This is a genomic window from Roseovarius sp. W115 (genome assembly GCF_032842945.2).
Taxonomy (GTDB): domain Bacteria; phylum Pseudomonadota; class Alphaproteobacteria; order Rhodobacterales; family Rhodobacteraceae; genus Roseovarius; species Roseovarius rhodophyticola.
Map to the genome: position 1 here is coordinate 2,600,122 of NZ_CP146606.1, position 16,608 is coordinate 2,616,729.

The 16,608-nt window shown below is 61.5% G+C and carries 16 protein-coding genes; 11 read left to right on the plus strand and 5 right to left on the minus strand.

Annotation, left to right across the window (positions count from 1 at the left end):
• Window positions 1-3 precede the first annotated feature (3 nt).
• The 3 genes from RZS32_RS13180 to crtA are packed head-to-tail and all read right to left on the minus strand — an operon-like array spanning window position 4 to window position 3,409.
• Window positions 4-1,689: a magnesium chelatase subunit D gene (locus RZS32_RS13180; RefSeq protein WP_317057434.1), complete on the minus strand. Its 1,686-nt coding sequence runs from the start codon at window positions 1,687-1,689 to the stop codon at window positions 4-6.
• A complete protein-coding gene (bchI, locus tag RZS32_RS13185; protein WP_317057435.1) occupies window positions 1,686-2,690 on the minus strand; it encodes a magnesium chelatase ATPase subunit I in 1,005 nt (334 codons plus the stop codon). Before bchI ends, RZS32_RS13180 begins: the two co-directional genes overlap by 4 nt.
• Entirely contained in the window at window positions 2,687-3,409 is a 723-nt protein-coding gene (gene crtA / locus RZS32_RS13190; protein ID WP_317057436.1) for a spheroidene monooxygenase, read from the minus strand. The genes bchI and crtA overlap by 4 nt, the downstream gene beginning before the upstream one ends.
• Window positions 3,410-3,501: 92 nt before the next feature.
• Here crtA and RZS32_RS13195 point away from each other — a divergent pair, with 92 nt between their 5' ends.
• From RZS32_RS13195 to tspO, 3 genes are read left to right on the plus strand one after another with little or no spacing between them, the layout of a single operon-like run.
• A complete protein-coding gene (locus tag RZS32_RS13195) occupies window positions 3,502-5,055 on the plus strand; it encodes a phytoene desaturase (RefSeq protein ID WP_317057437.1) in 1,554 nt (517 codons plus the stop codon).
• A complete protein-coding gene (crtB, locus tag RZS32_RS13200; RefSeq protein ID WP_317057438.1) occupies window positions 5,052-6,098 on the plus strand; it encodes a 15-cis-phytoene synthase in 1,047 nt (348 codons plus the stop codon). The genes RZS32_RS13195 and crtB overlap by 4 nt, the downstream gene beginning before the upstream one ends.
• On the plus strand, window positions 6,095-6,562 hold the full coding sequence (gene tspO / locus RZS32_RS13205; RefSeq protein ID WP_317057439.1) for a tryptophan-rich sensory protein TspO: 468 nt from the start codon (window positions 6,095-6,097) through the stop codon (window positions 6,560-6,562). The genes crtB and tspO overlap by 4 nt, the downstream gene beginning before the upstream one ends.
• A 110-nt stretch (window positions 6,563-6,672) precedes the next feature.
• Here tspO and crtC read toward each other — a convergent pair whose 3' ends face one another.
• Both crtC and crtD read right to left on the minus strand, forming a co-directional pair.
• Window positions 6,673-7,548, minus strand: coding sequence for a carotenoid 1,2-hydratase (crtC, locus tag RZS32_RS13210; protein ID WP_317057911.1), 876 nt, complete (start codon window positions 7,546-7,548; stop codon window positions 6,673-6,675).
• Window positions 7,503-9,089, minus strand: a complete 1,587-nt coding sequence (crtD, locus tag RZS32_RS13215) for a 1-hydroxycarotenoid 3,4-desaturase CrtD (RefSeq protein WP_422395969.1) — start codon at window positions 9,087-9,089, stop codon at window positions 7,503-7,505. The genes crtC and crtD overlap by 46 nt, the downstream gene beginning before the upstream one ends.
• A gap of 108 nt (window positions 9,090-9,197) precedes the next feature.
• Here crtD and RZS32_RS13220 point away from each other — a divergent pair, with 108 nt between their 5' ends.
• The 8 genes from RZS32_RS13220 to bchZ all read left to right on the plus strand — a co-directional run bounded on the left by RZS32_RS13220 (window position 9,198) and on the right by bchZ (window position 16,608).
• On the plus strand, window positions 9,198-10,067 hold the full coding sequence (locus RZS32_RS13220; protein ID WP_317057441.1) for a polyprenyl synthetase family protein: 870 nt from the start codon (window positions 9,198-9,200) through the stop codon (window positions 10,065-10,067).
• Between the two features lie 6 nt (window positions 10,068-10,073).
• Complete coding sequence (locus tag RZS32_RS13225) at window positions 10,074-10,697, plus strand: methyltransferase family protein (RefSeq protein ID WP_339106665.1); 624 nt, start codon at window positions 10,074-10,076, stop codon at window positions 10,695-10,697.
• Window positions 10,601-11,221, plus strand: a complete 621-nt coding sequence (locus RZS32_RS13230) for a methyltransferase (protein ID WP_339106909.1) — start codon at window positions 10,601-10,603, stop codon at window positions 11,219-11,221. Before RZS32_RS13225 ends, RZS32_RS13230 begins: the two co-directional genes overlap by 97 nt.
• Before the next feature lie 86 nt (window positions 11,222-11,307).
• A complete protein-coding gene (gene bchC, locus RZS32_RS13235; protein WP_422395916.1) occupies window positions 11,308-12,294 on the plus strand; it encodes a chlorophyll synthesis pathway protein BchC in 987 nt (328 codons plus the stop codon).
• Entirely contained in the window at window positions 12,291-13,295 is a 1,005-nt protein-coding gene (locus tag RZS32_RS13240) for a chlorophyllide a reductase iron protein subunit X (protein ID WP_317057443.1), read from the plus strand. The genes bchC and RZS32_RS13240 overlap by 4 nt, the downstream gene beginning before the upstream one ends.
• Window positions 13,296-13,421: 126 nt before the next feature.
• Window positions 13,422-14,984: a chlorophyllide a reductase subunit Y gene (bchY, locus tag RZS32_RS13245; RefSeq protein WP_317057445.1), complete on the plus strand. Its 1,563-nt coding sequence runs from the start codon at window positions 13,422-13,424 to the stop codon at window positions 14,982-14,984.
• The gene (locus RZS32_RS13250) at window positions 14,984-15,142 is read left to right on the plus strand and encodes a hypothetical protein (RefSeq protein WP_317057446.1); all 159 of its coding nucleotides are present in this window, start codon (window positions 14,984-14,986) and stop codon (window positions 15,140-15,142) included. Before bchY ends, RZS32_RS13250 begins: the two co-directional genes overlap by 1 nt.
• Window positions 15,136-16,608, plus strand: a complete 1,473-nt coding sequence (bchZ, locus tag RZS32_RS13255) for a chlorophyllide a reductase subunit Z (protein WP_317057447.1) — start codon at window positions 15,136-15,138, stop codon at window positions 16,606-16,608. Before RZS32_RS13250 ends, bchZ begins: the two co-directional genes overlap by 7 nt.

Consider the following 16,608-nt stretch of genomic DNA (forward strand, 5'->3'; position numbering starts at 1 on the left):
CGCTCAATGCTCCAGCGCGGCAGTCACCGAGGCGCTGATCTTGTGCGCATCGGCGCGGGGCAGGGCGAGGTAGTCTGCCCCCAGACGCGCTGCAATAGAGCGGGCGCTCTCGGCGGGGCGGTTGGCTGTGTCGACGAGAACACCGGGCACACCCTGACGCGCGAGACCTGCGGCGATGGTTTCGGCGTCTTGCCGGGCCTCAGCACGATCAGGCGTGCCGCTGAGCGGGATGTTTGCGCGCCCATCGGTCAGCAAAACAAGGGTAGGGCTCATCCCGCGTCCGCGCGCGTGTTGGGCAAGTTCAGATGCGGCAACCAATCCTGCCGCGAGGGGTGTGCCGCCCCCGCCGGGCAGGGAGGAAAGCTGCCGTTTGGCTTGCACCAGAGACCTTGTGGGGGACAAGAGGAGTTCCGCCCCGTCACCGCGAAACGCGATAAGTGCAACATGATCCCGCCGGGCATAGGCCTGCGCCAGCATGAGTTCCACGGCCCCTTTGGCTTCGGCCAGACGGGCGACGGCGGAAGACCCGGAGGCATCCACAGTGAAAATGAGAAGGCGGTCTGAGCGATCCTCAAAACGGCGCAGGCGAATGTCTGAGGGATAGATGATCACTGGGCGGTGCGCATTCTGCGGCGTGCGGCGCAGGCGCTGCCAGGGCGCGGCGCTACGCAGGGTGGCGACAGGATCAATGCGCGCCTGCTGAGACGGACGACCGGGGCGTGAGGGCAAAGGTCGCCCCCGGCGGTTGCCACGCCGTTTGGAGCCAGCGCCACTGCTGGCAGCGCGGGCTTGGGCGGCGCGGGCCACTTTGAGGCGGTCAAGCAGATCCGGGGGCAGCAAGGCGGCAATCGCCTGTACCAGGATTTCATCGGGCAATTCGCCTGCACCTTTGCCGCTGCCCTCATCTGTCGCGTCGTCCGGCGGCTGGGGCGTGTCTGGCGGCGGGTCCATGGCGGGATCCTCTGCCTCTGCCGGAAAACGCGTGGCGCGGCTGGGGTAGACCAGTTCGACCGCTTCCATCAAGGCCGCTTCGCCGACTGACTTTTCACGGTCCAGAGCCGTGAGAGCGCGCGCAGTGCGCAGGGCCAAAAGGGGTGCGCGTAGGCTGTCGATCCCGAACCGCGCGGCCAAGGCCACCAGAAGCCCCATGGCATCTTCGGGCACGGCAATGCGCGCCAAACCTTTGCGCGCCGTGTCCAGATCGGCGCGTGCAGGCAGGCGCAGCGCTTGGGTCCGAAGCGCTTCATCCTCCGGTTCGATATGAAAGGCGAGCCGGTCTTGCAGCGATAAAGGCGGGGCTTCTTCTGCTGTCGCCCCTTCATCCAGAAGGACCAAAGCATGCCCAGTATCAGCATCCAGAATTTGCGACAATCTTGCGGCCAAATCAGCACCAGTGCGTTCTGCCATGGTCAGAACCAGAAGTCCGGGCGTCTCAGAAAGCCCCTTGTCGCGCACGGGCCGGCCTTCGGCGAGTGACGCGGCGATGTTGAGGCCGCCAAAGAGCTGCAAATCAGAAATGCCGGGGTGAATGCGGCGGGGTGTGTCAGGCATGTGTTTCAATGCGGTCTCAAACGCATGCCGCACGGGCGACATGCGCGCGCGCAGGACTATGCCTTTCAATCCGCCGGGGTCCACCGCCAACGCCGCCAGCGCGCGTTCCATTCGGGTCGCGGCGGCAGGGCGGGTCATCCCAGAACGTCCGCAACCATGCGGCTTACACGGGTCACAGACCCGGCCTCATCCAGTGGATCGCGCCGCAATCGGTGCGCCAGAGCCAGCGGCGCCACTTTGCTCAGGTGGTCGCGCGTGATCGTGGGCGCGCCTTCATAAGCGGCCAAGGCCCGCGCGGCGCGCAGCAGCGTCAGTTCCCCACGCAGACCATCCGTGCCAAGCGCAAGGCTGAGCGCGGCGCAGTCTTTGAGGATTGCATCGCTGCTTTCCGTGTCGCGCAGCCTGTCCCGCGCGGTCAGGATCGCCTTGCGGATCTTGCCGTCCTGGCGTTTCCACTTGGTCATGAACCGGTCCGTATCGGTTTCAAACGCGTCTCGGCGGCGGATCACCTCGATCCGTTCGTCAATGTCGGTGGGTGACATGACTTCGACAGAAAGACCAAAGCGATCAAGCAGTTGCGGGCGCAGCTCGCCCTCCTCGGGGTTGCCGGAGCCAACGAGCACAAAGCGGGCGGCGTGCCGGATCGAGAGACCTTCGCGCTCGACCGCGTTGACACCTGATTGCGCCACGTCGAGCAACAGATCAACGATGTGATCCTCAAGCAGGTTCACCTCGTCAATATAGAGATACCCCCGATTGGCGCGGGCCAGAAGGCCCGGTTCAAAGCTCTTTTCGCCTTGGGTCAAAGCGCGTTCAATATCGAGCGCGCCGGTCACGCGGTCCTCTGTGACGCCAAGGGGCAGGTCCACCACCGGGGTAGGGCGTTTGACGATTTTCTTCGAGCGCACCTCCGCCCAGTCGGGGCAATCCTCAGGACGCGCCGCGTTCACCGGGCAGCCCTCAACCACCTCGATGGGTGGCAGGAGTGCGGCCAGCGCGCGCACGGCGGTGGATTTGCCCGTGCCCCGGTCGCCAAAAACCAGAACACCGCCCAATCCGGGGTCAATCGCGGTCAGAATAAGCGCCTGCTTCATCGTGTCCTGACCGACGATGGCAGAAAAAGGGAAGGCCAAAGTCATGCTGCATGCCTCAGATGTTCAAGGGGGTCGCGCCCGTGCCATGTGCCACGGCTGTCGAGGATGCGAAACCGCGCATAAAGCTCTTCGCGGAACCAGTTTCCATCGCGCACGGCCTTGATCGCGCGGGCGTGCGGGCCGTCCTTGCGGGCGAAATTGGCCATGACATGCGTGTCTGGCCAGACCGAAAAAGTAATCTGGTGCAAAAGAGGAATCTCGCCGATGCCGATCTTGAAGGCGACATTGGGGTCTTGTCCGATCACAGAGCTGATGTCCGGAACACGACGCCAGAAACTCAACGCGGCCAGCGGGCTGATCGTCGCGCGCGTAAGGGCGGCAATCGGACCGGTGTCTGATACCGGGTTGCTGTCAAAAGGCGCCGCACCGGACCAGATTCCGCGTGCGGACAGAGTGCTCATGAACAGCGTATAGTTTTCCTCAGATTTAGCTTGATAGCGTTTGAATATATATTCAGAATCAGTACGTTCCTGGGCGACCTTCAAGTTTGGCCATGTGGCGAGGATGGCATAGACCCCGGTATTTGGAATAGGTGTGAACCCTTCGCCGGTGCCCGAGCCGCAGAGTTTCCAAAAGCCAATATCCGGCACGCGGCGCAGGCTTGGCCGCGCCAGACCCATCATGGCAAAGGCCCAGAGCCGCGCGGCACCGCGCGGGAAGCGGAAAAAGCTGAGGCTTACGGTTTGGATCGCACTATTCCTCAAAGCGTGCCCTTCGATTGGGCGCCGTTGGTTTCTAGATAAAAGAGCGGGAATGCAAGATTGTCAATTTAGATTGACACATGTAGGGTTTGAATATGTTGACACGTATAGACCCGACCCTTCAGCAGGCCGTCGAACGCGCCACCGCGCCACATGCGGTTGTGATCGGGGCGGGGTTGGGCGGATTGGCGTCGGCGATGCGGCTTGGGGCCAAGGGGTATCGCGTGACGGTTCTAGACCGGCTGGAAGGGCCGGGCGGACGTGGTTCGGCGATTTGGCAGAACGGGCATCGCTTTGATCTGGGGCCGACGATCGTGACCGTACCGCAGGTGTTTCGCGACCTCTGGGCGGCCTGTGGGCGGGATTTCGAGGCTGAGGTGGATCTGCGACCGCTTGATCCGTTTTATGAGATTCGCTGGCCCGATGGCAGTCACTTCACCGCGCGGCAGGATACCGATGCCATGCGTGCCGAGGTGGCCCGGCTGAGCCCGCCTGACGCCAAGGGTTATGACAGGTTCCTGAAAGACAGCGAGGCGCGCTATCTCTTCGGGTTCGAAGACCTTGGTCGGCGCTCAATGCACAAGCTTTGGGACCTGATCAAGGTGCTGCCGACCTTTGGGATGCTGCGCGCGGACCGGTCGGTCTATGGCCATGCTGCCAAGCGGTTTCGTGATGAGCGGTTGCGCATGGCGTTTTCGTTCCATCCGCTGTTCATCGGGGGCGATCCGTTCCGCGTCACCTCAATGTATATCCTCGTCAGCCATCTCGAAAAAGAGTTCGGCGTGCACTACGCCATGGGCGGGGTCGAGGCGATTGCCAAGGCGATGTCCGATGTGGTGCAAGAGCAGGGGGGCCTTGTGCGCCACAAGGCGGAAGTGGATGAAATCCTTGTTAAATCCAACCGTGCTGCTGGCGTGCGTCTCACCGGTGGAGAGGTGGTCGCTGCTGATGTTGTCGTTTCAAACGCGGATGCCGGGCACACTTATTCGCATCTGATGCGCAATGTGTCGCGCCGCCGCTGGACCGCGCCACGGTTGAAGAAATCGCGATGGTCCATGGGGCTTTTCGTCTGGTATTTCGGCACCAAGGGCACGCGCGGCGACTGGGCGGATGTGGGCCATCATACAATCCTCAATGGACCACGTTACAAGGGGCTGGTGGATGACATCTTTATCAAGGGGCATCTGGCCGAGGACATGAGCCTTTATGTGCATCGGCCCACGGTGACAGACCCCACAGCCGCGCCTGATGGCGATGACACGTTCTACGCGCTGAGCCCGGTGCCGCATTTGGGGCATGACAATGACGTGGATTGGTCGCAGATGGCCGAGTCCTATCGTGAGAAAGTTCAGGCCGTGCTCGAAGATCAGCTTTTGCCGGGGCTGGGGGGCAAGATCACAGCCTCCGAAGTGTTTACGCCCGAGACGTTCCGAGATCGCTATCTCAGCCCCTTTGGAACTGGATTTTCCCTTGAGCCGCGCATTTTCCAAAGTGCCTGGTTCCGGCCGCACAATGTCAGTGAAGAGCTTGAAGGACTGTATTTGACCGGGGCAGGAACGCATCCGGGCGCCGGGTTGCCGGGGGTGGTGTCCAGTGCTGAAGTGCTGGGTCAGCTTGTTCCGGACGCCGCAGAGGTCAAAGCGCGATGATGCAGCCAAAGGATATGGCGCATTGCGCAGAGGCCATTCGCGATGGCTCGCGCTCATTTCATGCCGCCTCCAAACTGTTGCCGCGCAAGGTGCGGGATCCGGCCTTGGCGCTTTATGCGTTTTGTCGTCTGGCCGATGATGCGGTGGATTTGCACGCCGAGAAGGCCGATGCGGTTCTGCGCCTGCATGAGAGGCTGGATCTGGCCTATCGCGGCACGCCGCGTGATGCGCCTGCGGATCGGGCTTTTGCGGCAATGATCGAGACCTTCGATATGCCGCGCGAATTGCCTGAGGCTTTGCTGGAGGGGCTCGCCTGGGACGCGATGGAACGGCGCTATGCGACTTTGTCAGATTTGCGCGCCTATTCCGCACGGGTCGCTTCGGCAGTCGGCGCGATGATGTGTGTGCTGATGCGGGTGCGCGACGCCGATGCTCTGGCGCGGGCCTGCGATCTGGGGGTTGCGATGCAGCTGACCAATATTGCCCGCGATGTGGGTGAAGACGCCCGCGAAGGGCGGCTTTACCTGCCAACCGATTGGCTGATTGATGAAGGGCTGGACGTTGAGGGTTTTCTGGAGAAACCAGAAATGACCATGGCCTTGCGCCGGGTCATCAAGCGGCTCTTGCGCGAGGCTGATGCGCTTTATGTGCGCTCCGAGGCTGGGGTTTCGGCGCTTCCGCTGTCTTCGCGTCCGGGGATTTTTGCGGCGCGCTACATCTATGCCGGGATTGGTGGGCAATTGCGGCGGCTCGATATGGACTCAATTGCGCACCGGGCTAGGACAACCGGCGCGCAAAAGATCGGTTGGCTGATGCTATCTCTGGGTCGTGCGGCGGGCACGCTTGTGATGCCGCGCTCATCGGTCATTCACGCACGACCTTTGCCGGAAACGGCTTACCTTGTAGAGGCGGCCTCTGATCTTGGCCACCGTGCACCGGATTGGAGTGACGCGCTTTATTCAACAATGGCGACCTTGCGGGCGCGCGACGTCACGCAAGCCACCCAAAGACAGGCGCGACCACGCGCCACCAGCGCCGCATGAGCTGGCTTGTCTTCGGCATATTCCTCGTGGCCTGCCTGTCGGCAGGGGCCACGGGCGGGCTTTTTCCGCCGGGCAAGTGGTACGAAGCGCTGAGTAAACCCGCGTGGACGCCCCCCAACTGGGTCTTTCCCGTGGCCTGGACAACGCTTTACCTTTGTATGGCAGCGGCAGGCGCGCGGGCTGCGGTGCGACCTGACAATAGCGTGGCTATGGCGCTATGGGCGTTGCAGATCGCGCTCAATGGGTTGTGGACACCAGTGTTTTTTGGACTGCAGCGGATCAAGCTGGGGCTGGTTGTGCTGATCGGGCTTTGGCTGTCAGTGTTCTTTGGGATGATTGCGCTCTGGCAGGTGGACTGGGTCGCGGGGCTTTTATTTGTGCCTTATCTGGCCTGGGTGTCGACGGCGGGGGCGCTTAACTACTCTGTGATGCGACTGAACCCCGAGGCGGCCAAGGCGGGGTAGAGACTGGAATTTTGCAAAATTCCAGTCTGGAAAATTGCAATTTTCCATCATCTTTAAAGGGCCTCACTGGCGTCAAAGAAGCCAGAGAACGAGTCGAGACCAGGGCTTGATTAGAGGCCAAATGTCCAGCCAGAGCGGCGCGGCACGCGCAGGGCGAGCATCGGCTTCAGGAGTGGCGAGCGAAAGCGTTTGAGATCAAGCGCTTCATGCACGCCTACGGTGTCTTCTCCCTCGATCACTGTGCGCACAGCGGCGCGATTGTAAAACGGGGCATCCAGCATCGGCATCACTTGCGTCGGTTGGTGCCCAGGATCTGCCCGGGCTTCGCGGTAGAGCGCCCAGAGGCTGCGTTTCATGCGCGCCTTGGGTGGGGGCGTGACGACCTCTGCGCGGCCCTCGCCATCAAAGCGGATGCCCATGCCCAACTCGGAACCGTCAAGCCGGGTGGCGTCATAAAAACATGTGCTGCCATCTCCCGTGGGAAAGCGCCCCCAGGTCCAGAAGGTGAAGTCCTGTTCCAGCGCGCGGGTGCCGAAATTAGCGTCGAAATAGCCGTGCCCGTCCCATTGCCAGCCCTCCTTTTCCAGATCGACCTCGATCTTGGCAGTCGGTGCGAAGGGGCGCCAGATATGCGCGCCATCCTCGGTGAGCGGCAGTTCCACTTGGCTGAGCGCGCTGGGCGTGACTGTCACGCGCCCGCGCACGCGGCTGACCAGAGGCGGAGAGCTGATTTCGTTAATCTCAATAATGAGTTGTCCGTCGCGCCACTGCAGCGAAGAGGGGCCAACGGTAAAGCTGTCTTCGGTCTGGCGCAGGGCGCTTTGCCCCCGGTCGGTCATGGTGAATCGCCCGCCGGGACCATAGGTGGCCACATTAATGCAGACGTGGTTTTCCGGGTTGCGGCGGCCTGACCAGGCGTACCAGGGCGAAAAAACCGACCCTATGAACGCGATGATGGAGATGGCGCGTCCGCCGCCATCCTTGATCCCGTCGATATACCACCACGCGTAGCCATTGGGCGGGACGGCGAGGTTGAAATTCGGTCGCTCAAGATCGCCGCGGCCGCGTGCCGGGCGGAGAGGGTGGCCATCGGGACGCCCGCCCCCGGATGGGTCCCGCCCCCCACCAAGTAGAGCCCTGCGACCGGGGTCCGTGCTGTCGGCCTTTGAAAGGCCGCCATTGTTCCATGCGGGCTCTGCCCGTAGAGGGATCCGTCCGAGGCGGGAAACAGCCGGTCGAAGCCCGAAGGCGTCGTCAGCGCCGCGCGTCCCGGTGTCGGACTGAAGTTCAGCCCGAAACGGTCCAGCGTGCGGAAGGTGCGTGTCTGACATCTGGTGAACTCCTCTTGCGCAGGCCAGCCGCCCATGGGCGGGGCATTCGCGATGATCTCAAATCGTTCCAGTTCGGGTCGGGCCTCTGGCAGACCGCGATCCTGGGCGCAGACGTAGAGTGTGGGGTCGGCCACGCGCTCGCCGCGCAGAAGGGCCTCGAATTCCGGCTTGGGTTCGGCGCGGAAAAAGACATTGTGATGCGCCAGATCGAGGCCCTGCGGTGTGGCGGCAAAGGCCCAGACCTCGGCGGAGAGGCTGCGCTGAGCGTGCTTGGTTTGCGGTGCAACATGCGCCACGTCTGATCCGAGCGCGCCTGTGGTCAGCGCCTTGGGGTCGCCGTTGAAGAGAACGCAGTCGGCGGTCACAACGCTTTTGTCGCGCAGCTGGATGCTGCGCACCGCGCCTTTCTGAGTCTCTATGTGTTCGACATGGGCGTCAAAACAGAACTCAGCGCCGCGCGCTTTGGCCAGGTTCATGAGGGCCAGCGCCAGCTGATGCATGCCCCCCTTGGCCACCCAAACGCCTGCAGCTTCGGCTTGCCAGATCAGCGACAGAAGCGCGGGGGACTGATAAGGCGAGCCGCCAACATAGGTAGCGTAGCGGCCAAAAAGTTGTGCCAGACGGGCGTCGTCAAAACTGCTGTCCAGTAGACCCGCGAGGGTTTTGTGCGGAGCCATCTTGGGGATGAGACGCGGGTGCATCAACACATGTGTCGCAAGCTTGGGCAGGCTGGGTGTCGCGGCTTGCATCATTGGCCCATCAAAGCCGTCAAAAAGTTCGCGCGCGCGTGCGCAGAAGCGGCGGAACTGGGTTTGGGCTTTGGCTCCGGCAAAATCTGCAATGGCCTGCGCGCTGGCGTCTTCGCTGTCAAAAAGGTCAAGCTGACTGCCATCAGGCCAGAAATGGCGCGCAACCAGCGGCTGCCGGATCAGGGTTACGTGATCCTCAAGGCGTTCGCCCATGCTGGCAAACAGCTCTTCGAAAACAGGGCGCATGGTCAACACAGTGGGCCCTGTGTCCACGGGGCCGGCGGGTGAGGGCAGGGTACGCAGTTTGCCCCCCGCGTGGCTGTGGCGTTCAAATACCGTCACATCGAGACCCGCATGGGCCAGCCGCGCAGCCGCCGCAAGCCCGCCGATCCCGGCGCCGATCACGGCAACCCGGCGCGATCCTTGGGCAGAGGTGCGCTGTTCCATCATGGAGGTATTGTTGACTCGACGGATCAATGTGTCCAGTATAGTTTACACATTGCTTGTCATGATTGTATGACAGATCCGCTTTTGACCCCTGGCTAGGAGCCTGAAATGCCGCTGTCTCACCGCATAAACTCTGCCGTTTTGAACGCGTTGGAGATCGCGCAGGCCGCGCCTGCTCCCGGCAAGCTGGCCGAGGCGCTCAGCTATGCCACCACACCAGGTGGCGCGCGCATCCGGCCCACAATCCTGCTCTCGGTGGCCAAGGCCTGTGGCGATGATCAGCCTATGCTCACCGATGCAGCCGCCGCAGCACTGGAGCTGATCCATTGCGCCTCACTGGTGCATGATGATCTGCCGTGTTTTGACGATGCCGCGCTCAGGCGGGGCAAACCTTCGGTCCATCTGGCCTATTCCGAGCCACTGGCGGTGCTGACGGGTGACAGCCTGATCATTCTGGCCTTTGAGGTTCTGGCGCGCGCTGCACACCATGACGAGGGCAGGGCGGCCAAACTGGTGCTGTCCCTGGCGCAGCGCACCGGTATGCCGGGCGGCATATGTGCTGGGCAAGGTTGGGAAAGTGAGGCTGAGGTTGACCTGACAGCCTATCACCGGTCCAAAACCGCCGCGCTCTTTATCGCCGCTACTGAAATGGGCGCGATTGCCGCGGGCCATGATGCCGAATCTTGGCATGACCTTGGGGCTTTGATCGGTGAGGCGTTCCAGGTGGCGGATGATCTGCGCGACGCGGTTCTTGATGAGGATAGCCTTGGCAAACCGGTTGGGCAGGACGACCTTCATGGGCGACCCAATGCGGTGGCCACATACGGGGTTGATGGGGCGGTGTCGCGGCTCAAGGATATTCTGGCCGGGGCGATTGCCTCGATCCCATCCTGCCCCGGAGAGGCGCAGCTGGCCGAGATGGTGCGGCTTCAGGCGCAGGCGATCATGCCGAAAATGCCTGCCAAATACCGGACATAGCCACCCATGGCCGTGCGAGACCCGGATATGCGCCAGACCTGGTCGCCATCGGGGTGGTTTGCACGGCTGATCGCGCGCCCCGGATTTCAGAATGTTGCCAGCGCGCTCCCGTTTGGGAGGGGCATGGCGCGGCGTGACGGCGCGGAAATTTTCGATATATTGCAGGGATTTGTTGCTAGTCAGGTGCTGGCTGCGCTGATCGAGCTGAATATCCTGCGGACGCTTCTGGATGGGCCGCAGAGCGCCGAGAAACTGGGCTTTGACCATGCCGTTCCCGCCGACCGTATGGATCAGCTTTTGCGCGGTGGCATGGCGCTTGGCCTGCTCAAACGGCGGCGAGATGGGCGTTACGCGCTGGCACGCAAGGGTGCGGCCATTCTGGGTGTACCGGGATTGGAGAACATGATCCGACACAACCGCGAATTCTATGCCGACATGGCCGATCCCGTGGCGCTTTTGCGGGGGAAGGTGAGACGCATTTGGCGCGGTTCTGGCCCTATGTGTTTGGCGCGCAGGGGGAGATCGCCCCGGACGTGGCGGACCGGTATTCCACTCTTATGGCCGAAAGCCAGGTTTTGGTGGCCCGCGACACCCTGTCGATGTTGCCGATCAAGGGCGATGTCACCGTGATGGATGTCGGCGGTGGCTCTGGCGTGTTTCTTGCCGAAGTGCTGCGGCGCAATAAACAGGCGCGCGGCATTCTGTTTGATCTGCCCCAGGTCATGCCGCAGGCCGAGACCCGCATCGCCAACCTCAAGCTCAGCAAGCGGGTTGCCCTGCATGGGGGCAGTTTTCGAACGGATCCTTTGCCGCGGGACGCAGATGTCGTTTCTCTGATCCGGGTTCTCTATGACCATGAGGATGCAACGGTCGCGGCGTTGTTGCGCGCAGTTTTTGAGGCGCTGCCGAACGGCGGGCGGTTGATTATCTCCGAGCCGATGGCTGGCGGGGCTAAATCTGATCGGTCGGGTGATCTTTATTTCGCCTTCTACACAATGGCGATGGGCACAGGTCGCGCGCGTTCGGCAGAGACCATTGCCCGCATGTGCAGAGAGGCGGGGTTTGAAGGCGTTCAAATACCATCGGCACGCCGACCTTACATCACCAGCGCTTTGAGTTGTCGCAAACCAGGCGGTGATGTTTCAAAAAATTGAGGCTTGTCAAGTTTCTGGGTCAGAGAAAACTGTAAAGAAAACTTGACACTTTAAGCTGTGCCAATAAACTTACACTCAGGCCCGAAATGCGACATGAGTTCGCACTCAAGATCGGGCCGGGGAGTGAAGACTTGGAAGCCCGTGCCGTATTTTTGAATGGTCCCAAGGACCTTAGGCTGGATACTCTGGCGCTGAAGCCGCCGGGCGAAGGTGACCTTGTGGTCGACATCTCTTACTCAGGAATTTCCACCGGAACTGAAAAGCTCTTCTGGACCGGAGAAATGCCGCCTTTTCCGGGGTCTGGCTATCCTTTGGTGCCCGGATACGAGGCCGCAGGCGAGGTCGTTGAGGCGGGCTCTTCCACCGGATTCAAACCCGGAGATCAGGTTTTTGTGCCCGGTGCGGATTGCTTTGCCGATGCGTTCGGGCTCTTTGGTGGTGCTGCGTCTCGATTGGTGACGCGGGCCGACCGGGTGACGCGCATCGATTCGGGTATGGGCCCTGAAGGGGCGCTTTTGGCGCTGGCCGCGACGGCCCGCCATGCGATGGCAGGGCTGAACAAGCGCGTGCCGGACCTCATTGTGGGGCACGGCGTTCTGGGCCGTCTTCTGGCGCGGCTGACAATTGCGGCAGGCGCACCGGCGCCAACCGTTTGGGAAATCAGCAAAGCGCGTCGCAGCGGGGCGGAGGGCTATGAGGTCATCGACCCGGCCGATGATCCGCGCCGTGACTATGAGGCGATATATGATGCATCCGGCAATGCCGCGATCCTGAATGACCTGATTGGTCGCCTGACCAAGGGTGGCGAGATTGTTCTTGCCGGGTTTTATCCGCAGGGCCTGAGCTTTGCGTTTCCACCTGCCTTCATGAAAGAGGCGCGCCTGCGTGTCGCTGCGGAATGGGCGCGTGAAGACCTCACAGCGGTGAGCGCACTTCTCGACAGTGGCGCGCTGAGCCTGAATGGGTTGATCACCCATCATGTTGCCGCCGAAGCCGCCAAACTGGCCTATCCGGCAGCTTTTGAAAATCCCGATTGCCTGAAAATGATACTGAACTGGAAGGACGCCGCGTGAAAGACGATGTGCCAAACCTGAAAGACTTCGACAAGCGCTTGCGCGACGAGGCGTCCGAGGAGCCGACCCTGGAGGTGCCGCAAAGCGAGCCCACCAAGAAAACCCAGATCATTGCGATCTATGGCAAGGGCGGGATCGGCAAGTCGTTCACGTTGGCCAATCTCAGCCACATGATGGCCGAGCAGGGCAAGCGCGTGCTGCTCATTGGCTGTGATCCGAAATCGGATACCACCAGCCTTCTTTTCGGGGGCAAGGCGTGCCCCACGATCATCGAGACCTCGACCAAGAAGAACCTCGCAGGTGAGCAGGTCAAGATCGGCGATGTCTGTTTCAAGCGCGGCGGCGTGTTTGCCATGGAGCTTGGCGGACCCGAAGTGGGCCGGGGCTGTGGCGGGCGCGGGATCATTCACGGGTTTGAGTTGCTGGAAAAGCTGGGCTTCCATGATTGGGATTTTGACTATGTCCTCTTGGATTTCCTGGGTGACGTGGTCTGCGGTGGCTTTGGACTGCCGATTGCGCGGGACATGGCGCAGAAGGTTATTTTGGTTGGCTCCAATGATTTGCAGAGCCTTTACGTGGCCAACAATGTTTGCTCGGCGGTGGAGTATTTCCGCAAGCTGGGTGGCAATGTGGGTGTCGCGGGGCTTGTGATCAACAAGGATGACGGCTCTGGCGAGGCGCAGGCTTTTGCTGAGGCTGTCGACATTCCGGTTCTGGCGTCCATTCCGCAGGATGATGACCTGCGTAAGAAATCTGCGAATTATCAGATCGTTGGCACATCTGAAAGCCAATGGGGCAGCCTTTTTGCCGGCTTGGCTGAGGAGGTTGGTATTGCACCGCCTGTGCGGCCTGCGCCATTGGATCAGGATGGGTTGCTTGAGCTGTTTGACGGCTCGGAAACGGGTGCCGGTGTGACGCTGGAACCCGCCACTGACATGGATATGCGCGGCAAGAATGCCGAGCCGAAAGTGAGCCTGGAGGTGGTCTATGACGATGTCTGAGGTTTCTTCGAACGCCCAGAAAGACGAGGGGCGCACGATGCTTCAGCGGGCGCGCAAAGACCAGCTGCAGAGGCTTCTTTTCGACATTCGCGCCTCGGGTGCCACGCATTCAGTTGAAGGAACCGCATGAGCGACGAAGTCACATATGACAGCGCCGCTGAGGCCGAAGTGATCAAGGGCAAGCCGCGTGAAGATGCGCCGGAACTGACCGGTGATCCGGGGCTGGGATGTCATTCCGGCAAGGATATGGAAGTGGCCGCACGCATGGCCGGGCAGAGTGATTTTCTTGACCAATATGCGCGCGACTACCCGCAAGGCCCGCATGACAAGCCACAGAGCATGTGTCCCGCTTTTGGAAGCTTGCGTGTGGGCCTGCGGATGAAGCGGGTGGCGACGGTTTTGAGTGGCTCGGCGTGCTGTGTTTATGGGCTGACGTTTGTAAGCCACTTTTACGGTGCGCGTCGCTCGGTGGGCTATGTGCCGTTCAACTCAGAGACATTGGTGACCGGCAAGCTTTTTGAGGATATCCGCGATTCCGTTCATGAATTGGCGGACCCCGACCGGTTTGATGCCATTGTGGTGACAAACCTCTGTGTGCCCACCGCAAGCGGCGTGCCGCTGCGGCTTTTGCCGGATGAGATCAACGGTGTGCGCATTGTGGGCATTGATGTGCCCGGATTTGGCATTCCGACCCATGCCGAGGCCAAGGATGTGCTGGCGGGGGCGATGCTCAACTACGCGCGCCAGGAGATCGAAGCGGGGCCTGTGGCCGCGCCCGAGGGTGGCAAATCGGATCGGCCAACCGTCACCATGCTGGGCGAGATGTTCCCCGCCGACCCGATGATGATCGGCCAGATGCTGGCGCCTATGGGGCTGGCAGCGGGACCGGTGGTGCCGTGCCGGGAGTGGCGCGAGCTTTATGCCGCCCTTGATTGTGGCGCTGTGGCGGCGATCCACCCGTTCTACACCGCAGCCATTCGCGAATTCGAAGCCGCAGGGCGACCCATCATCGGCAGTGCGCCTGTGGGCCATGACGGTACCGCAGACTGGTTGAAAGCCATCGGCGAAAGCTTTGGAATTGCTGCAAAAGACATCGCCAAGGCGCAGAACACCTTCCTTCCTGCCATCAAAGGCGCTTTGGGGGCCAAGCCCATCAATGGCACCATTACGTTAAGCGGGTATGAAGGCAGCGAGCTTCTGGTGGCGCGGCTCTTGATCGAGAGCGGTGCGGATGTGCCTTATGTGGGCAGCGCCTGTCCCAAGACCGCCTGGTCTCAGAGTGATATCGACTGGCTTGAGGCCAAGGGAGTCAAAATTAAATTCCGCGCCTCTCTGGAAGAGGATTGCGCGGCGATGGAAGGGATCAAACCCGACCTCGCCATTGGCACAACGCCGGTTGTGCAAAAGGCAAAAGAACTCGGTATTCCAGGGCTTTATTTCACGAACCTCATCTCGGCACGGCCCTTGATGGGCCCCGCTGGCGCGGGCAGTCTGGCCGATGTGGTCAATGCGGCCATCGCCAATAAGGAGCGCATGGATCATATGCGCGAGTTCTTTGAAGGTGTGGGCTCTGGTGACACTGCGGGGGTCTGGGAAGGCACCCCCAATATTCGCGAGGATTTCCGCGCCACGAACCTCAAGAAGCTCGAAAAAGCGGCGCGGGCCGCCAAAGCGCGGGAGATGATCTGATGCGCGTTTGGGGTTCAGAAATCCACGTCGGTATCACGTCGGTATTACGTCGGTATCGCGTCGGTGCGCAGCGCGGTGCGGCCAGCCGCGGGGTTTTGGGTATTTTTGACAAGAAAGAAGCCGGGCTGTCCTCGAAACTGGAGGGCATGGGATGCTGATCCAAGATCATGATCGCGCGGGCGGCTATTGGGGGGCGGTCTACGCCTTTTGTGCCGTGAAGGGCCTGCAGGTGGTGATCGACGGGCCAGTGGGCTGTGAGAACCTGCCGGTGACGTCTGTTCTGCACTACACCGATGCGCTGCCGCCGCATGAGTTGCCAATTGTGGTCACGGGCTTGGGCGAAGAAGAACTGGGCCGGGAAGGCACTGAAGGCGCGATGAAGCGTGCCTGGGGCACGCTTGATCCCGCGCTGCCCGCTGTGGTGGTCACAGGCTCGATTGCCGAGATGATCGGCGGTGGGGTCACGCCGCAAGGCACGAATATCCAACGTTTCCTGCCGCGCACCATTGATGAAGATCAGTGGGAGGCCGCGGATCGGGCGATGACCTGGCTCTTTACCGAGTTCGGCATGACCAAAGGCCGGATGCCACGTGAGAAAAAGCGCGAAGAGGGGGGCAAGCCACGGGTGAACATCCTGGGGCCGATGTATGGCACGTTCAATATGCCGTCCGATCTCGCCGAAATCCGGCGTCTGGTCGAAGGGATCGGGGCCGAGGTCAACATGGTGATGCCCATGGGCGCGCATCTGGCGGAGATGCGCGATCTGGTGAATGCGGATGTGAATATCTGCATGTATCGCGAGTTTGGCCGAGGTCTCTGCGAGGTTCTGGAGAAGCCCTATCTGCAAGCGCCCATTGGTGTGGACAGCACAACGAAGTTCCTGCGCAAGCTCGGCGAGTTGCTGGAGCTTGATCCTGAACCCTTTATTGAGCGCGAGAAACACTCGACGATCAAGCCGGTCTGGGATCTGTGGCGCTCGGTCACGCAGGATTTCTTTGCCACGGCCAGCTTTGGTATCGTGGCCAATGAAACCTATGCGCGGGGCGTGCGCAATTTCCTGGAAAATGACATGGGCCTGCCTTGCGCCTTTGCGGTGGCGCGCGTGGCGGGGCGCAAGACCAATAATGAAGAGGTGCGCGCACTTGTTCAGCAGCACCGCCCACTGATCCTGATGGGGTCGATCAACGAAAAGATGTATCTGGCCGAAATGCAGGCCGGGCATGGGCCGAAGCCCGCGTTTTTGCCAGCGAGTTTTCCCGGCGCCGCGATCCGACGCGCCACGGGCACGCCGTTCATGGGCTATGCCGGGGCGACGTACCTGATCCAGGAGATTTGCAATGGGCTATTCGACGCGCTGTTTCACATCCTGCCGCTCGCGAGCGAGATGGATGCCACCGCCGCGACGCCCACACCGCTCAGACGGGATTTTCCCTGGGATACGGATGCACAGGCTGAACTCGATCGGATTGTGGAAAGCCACCCGGTGCTGACGCGGATATCTGCCGCCAAGACACTCCGCGACGCCGCCGAGGATGCGGCGCTCAGACAGGGCGACGCGCGGGTCGTTCTGGAAACCATACAAGCGCTCGCGCCCAGCGGGCCAAGACTTCAACAGGAGGATTGA

What these genes read in the sequence shown, in the direction of transcription:
- bchZ (WP_317057447.1), top strand. Translation starts at nt 15,136, where the DNA reads ATGCTGATCCAAGATCATGATCGCGCGGGCGGCTATTGGGGGGCGGTC.
- bchI (WP_317057435.1), bottom strand. Translation starts at nt 2,690, where the DNA reads ATGACTTTGGCCTTCCCTTTTTCTGCCATCGTCGGTCAGGACACGATG.
- RZS32_RS13225 (WP_339106665.1), top strand. Translation starts at nt 10,074, where the DNA reads ATGGCCGTGCGAGACCCGGATATGCGCCAGACCTGGTCGCCATCGGGG.
- crtD (WP_422395969.1), bottom strand. Translation starts at nt 9,089, where the DNA reads ATGGAACAGCGCACCTCTGCCCAAGGATCGCGCCGGGTTGCCGTGATC.
- RZS32_RS13180 (WP_317057434.1), bottom strand. Translation starts at nt 1,689, where the DNA reads ATGACCCGCCCTGCCGCCGCGACCCGAATGGAACGCGCGCTGGCGGCG.
- RZS32_RS13195 (WP_317057437.1), top strand. Translation starts at nt 3,502, where the DNA reads ATGTTGACACGTATAGACCCGACCCTTCAGCAGGCCGTCGAACGCGCC.
- bchC (WP_422395916.1), top strand. Translation starts at nt 11,308, where the DNA reads ATGCGACATGAGTTCGCACTCAAGATCGGGCCGGGGAGTGAAGACTTG.
- RZS32_RS13250 (WP_317057446.1), top strand. Translation starts at nt 14,984, where the DNA reads ATGCGCGTTTGGGGTTCAGAAATCCACGTCGGTATCACGTCGGTATTA.
- bchY (WP_317057445.1), top strand. Translation starts at nt 13,422, where the DNA reads ATGAGCGACGAAGTCACATATGACAGCGCCGCTGAGGCCGAAGTGATC.
- RZS32_RS13220 (WP_317057441.1), top strand. Translation starts at nt 9,198, where the DNA reads ATGCCGCTGTCTCACCGCATAAACTCTGCCGTTTTGAACGCGTTGGAG.
- tspO (WP_317057439.1), top strand. Translation starts at nt 6,095, where the DNA reads ATGAGCTGGCTTGTCTTCGGCATATTCCTCGTGGCCTGCCTGTCGGCA.
- crtB (WP_317057438.1), top strand. Translation starts at nt 5,052, where the DNA reads ATGATGCAGCCAAAGGATATGGCGCATTGCGCAGAGGCCATTCGCGAT.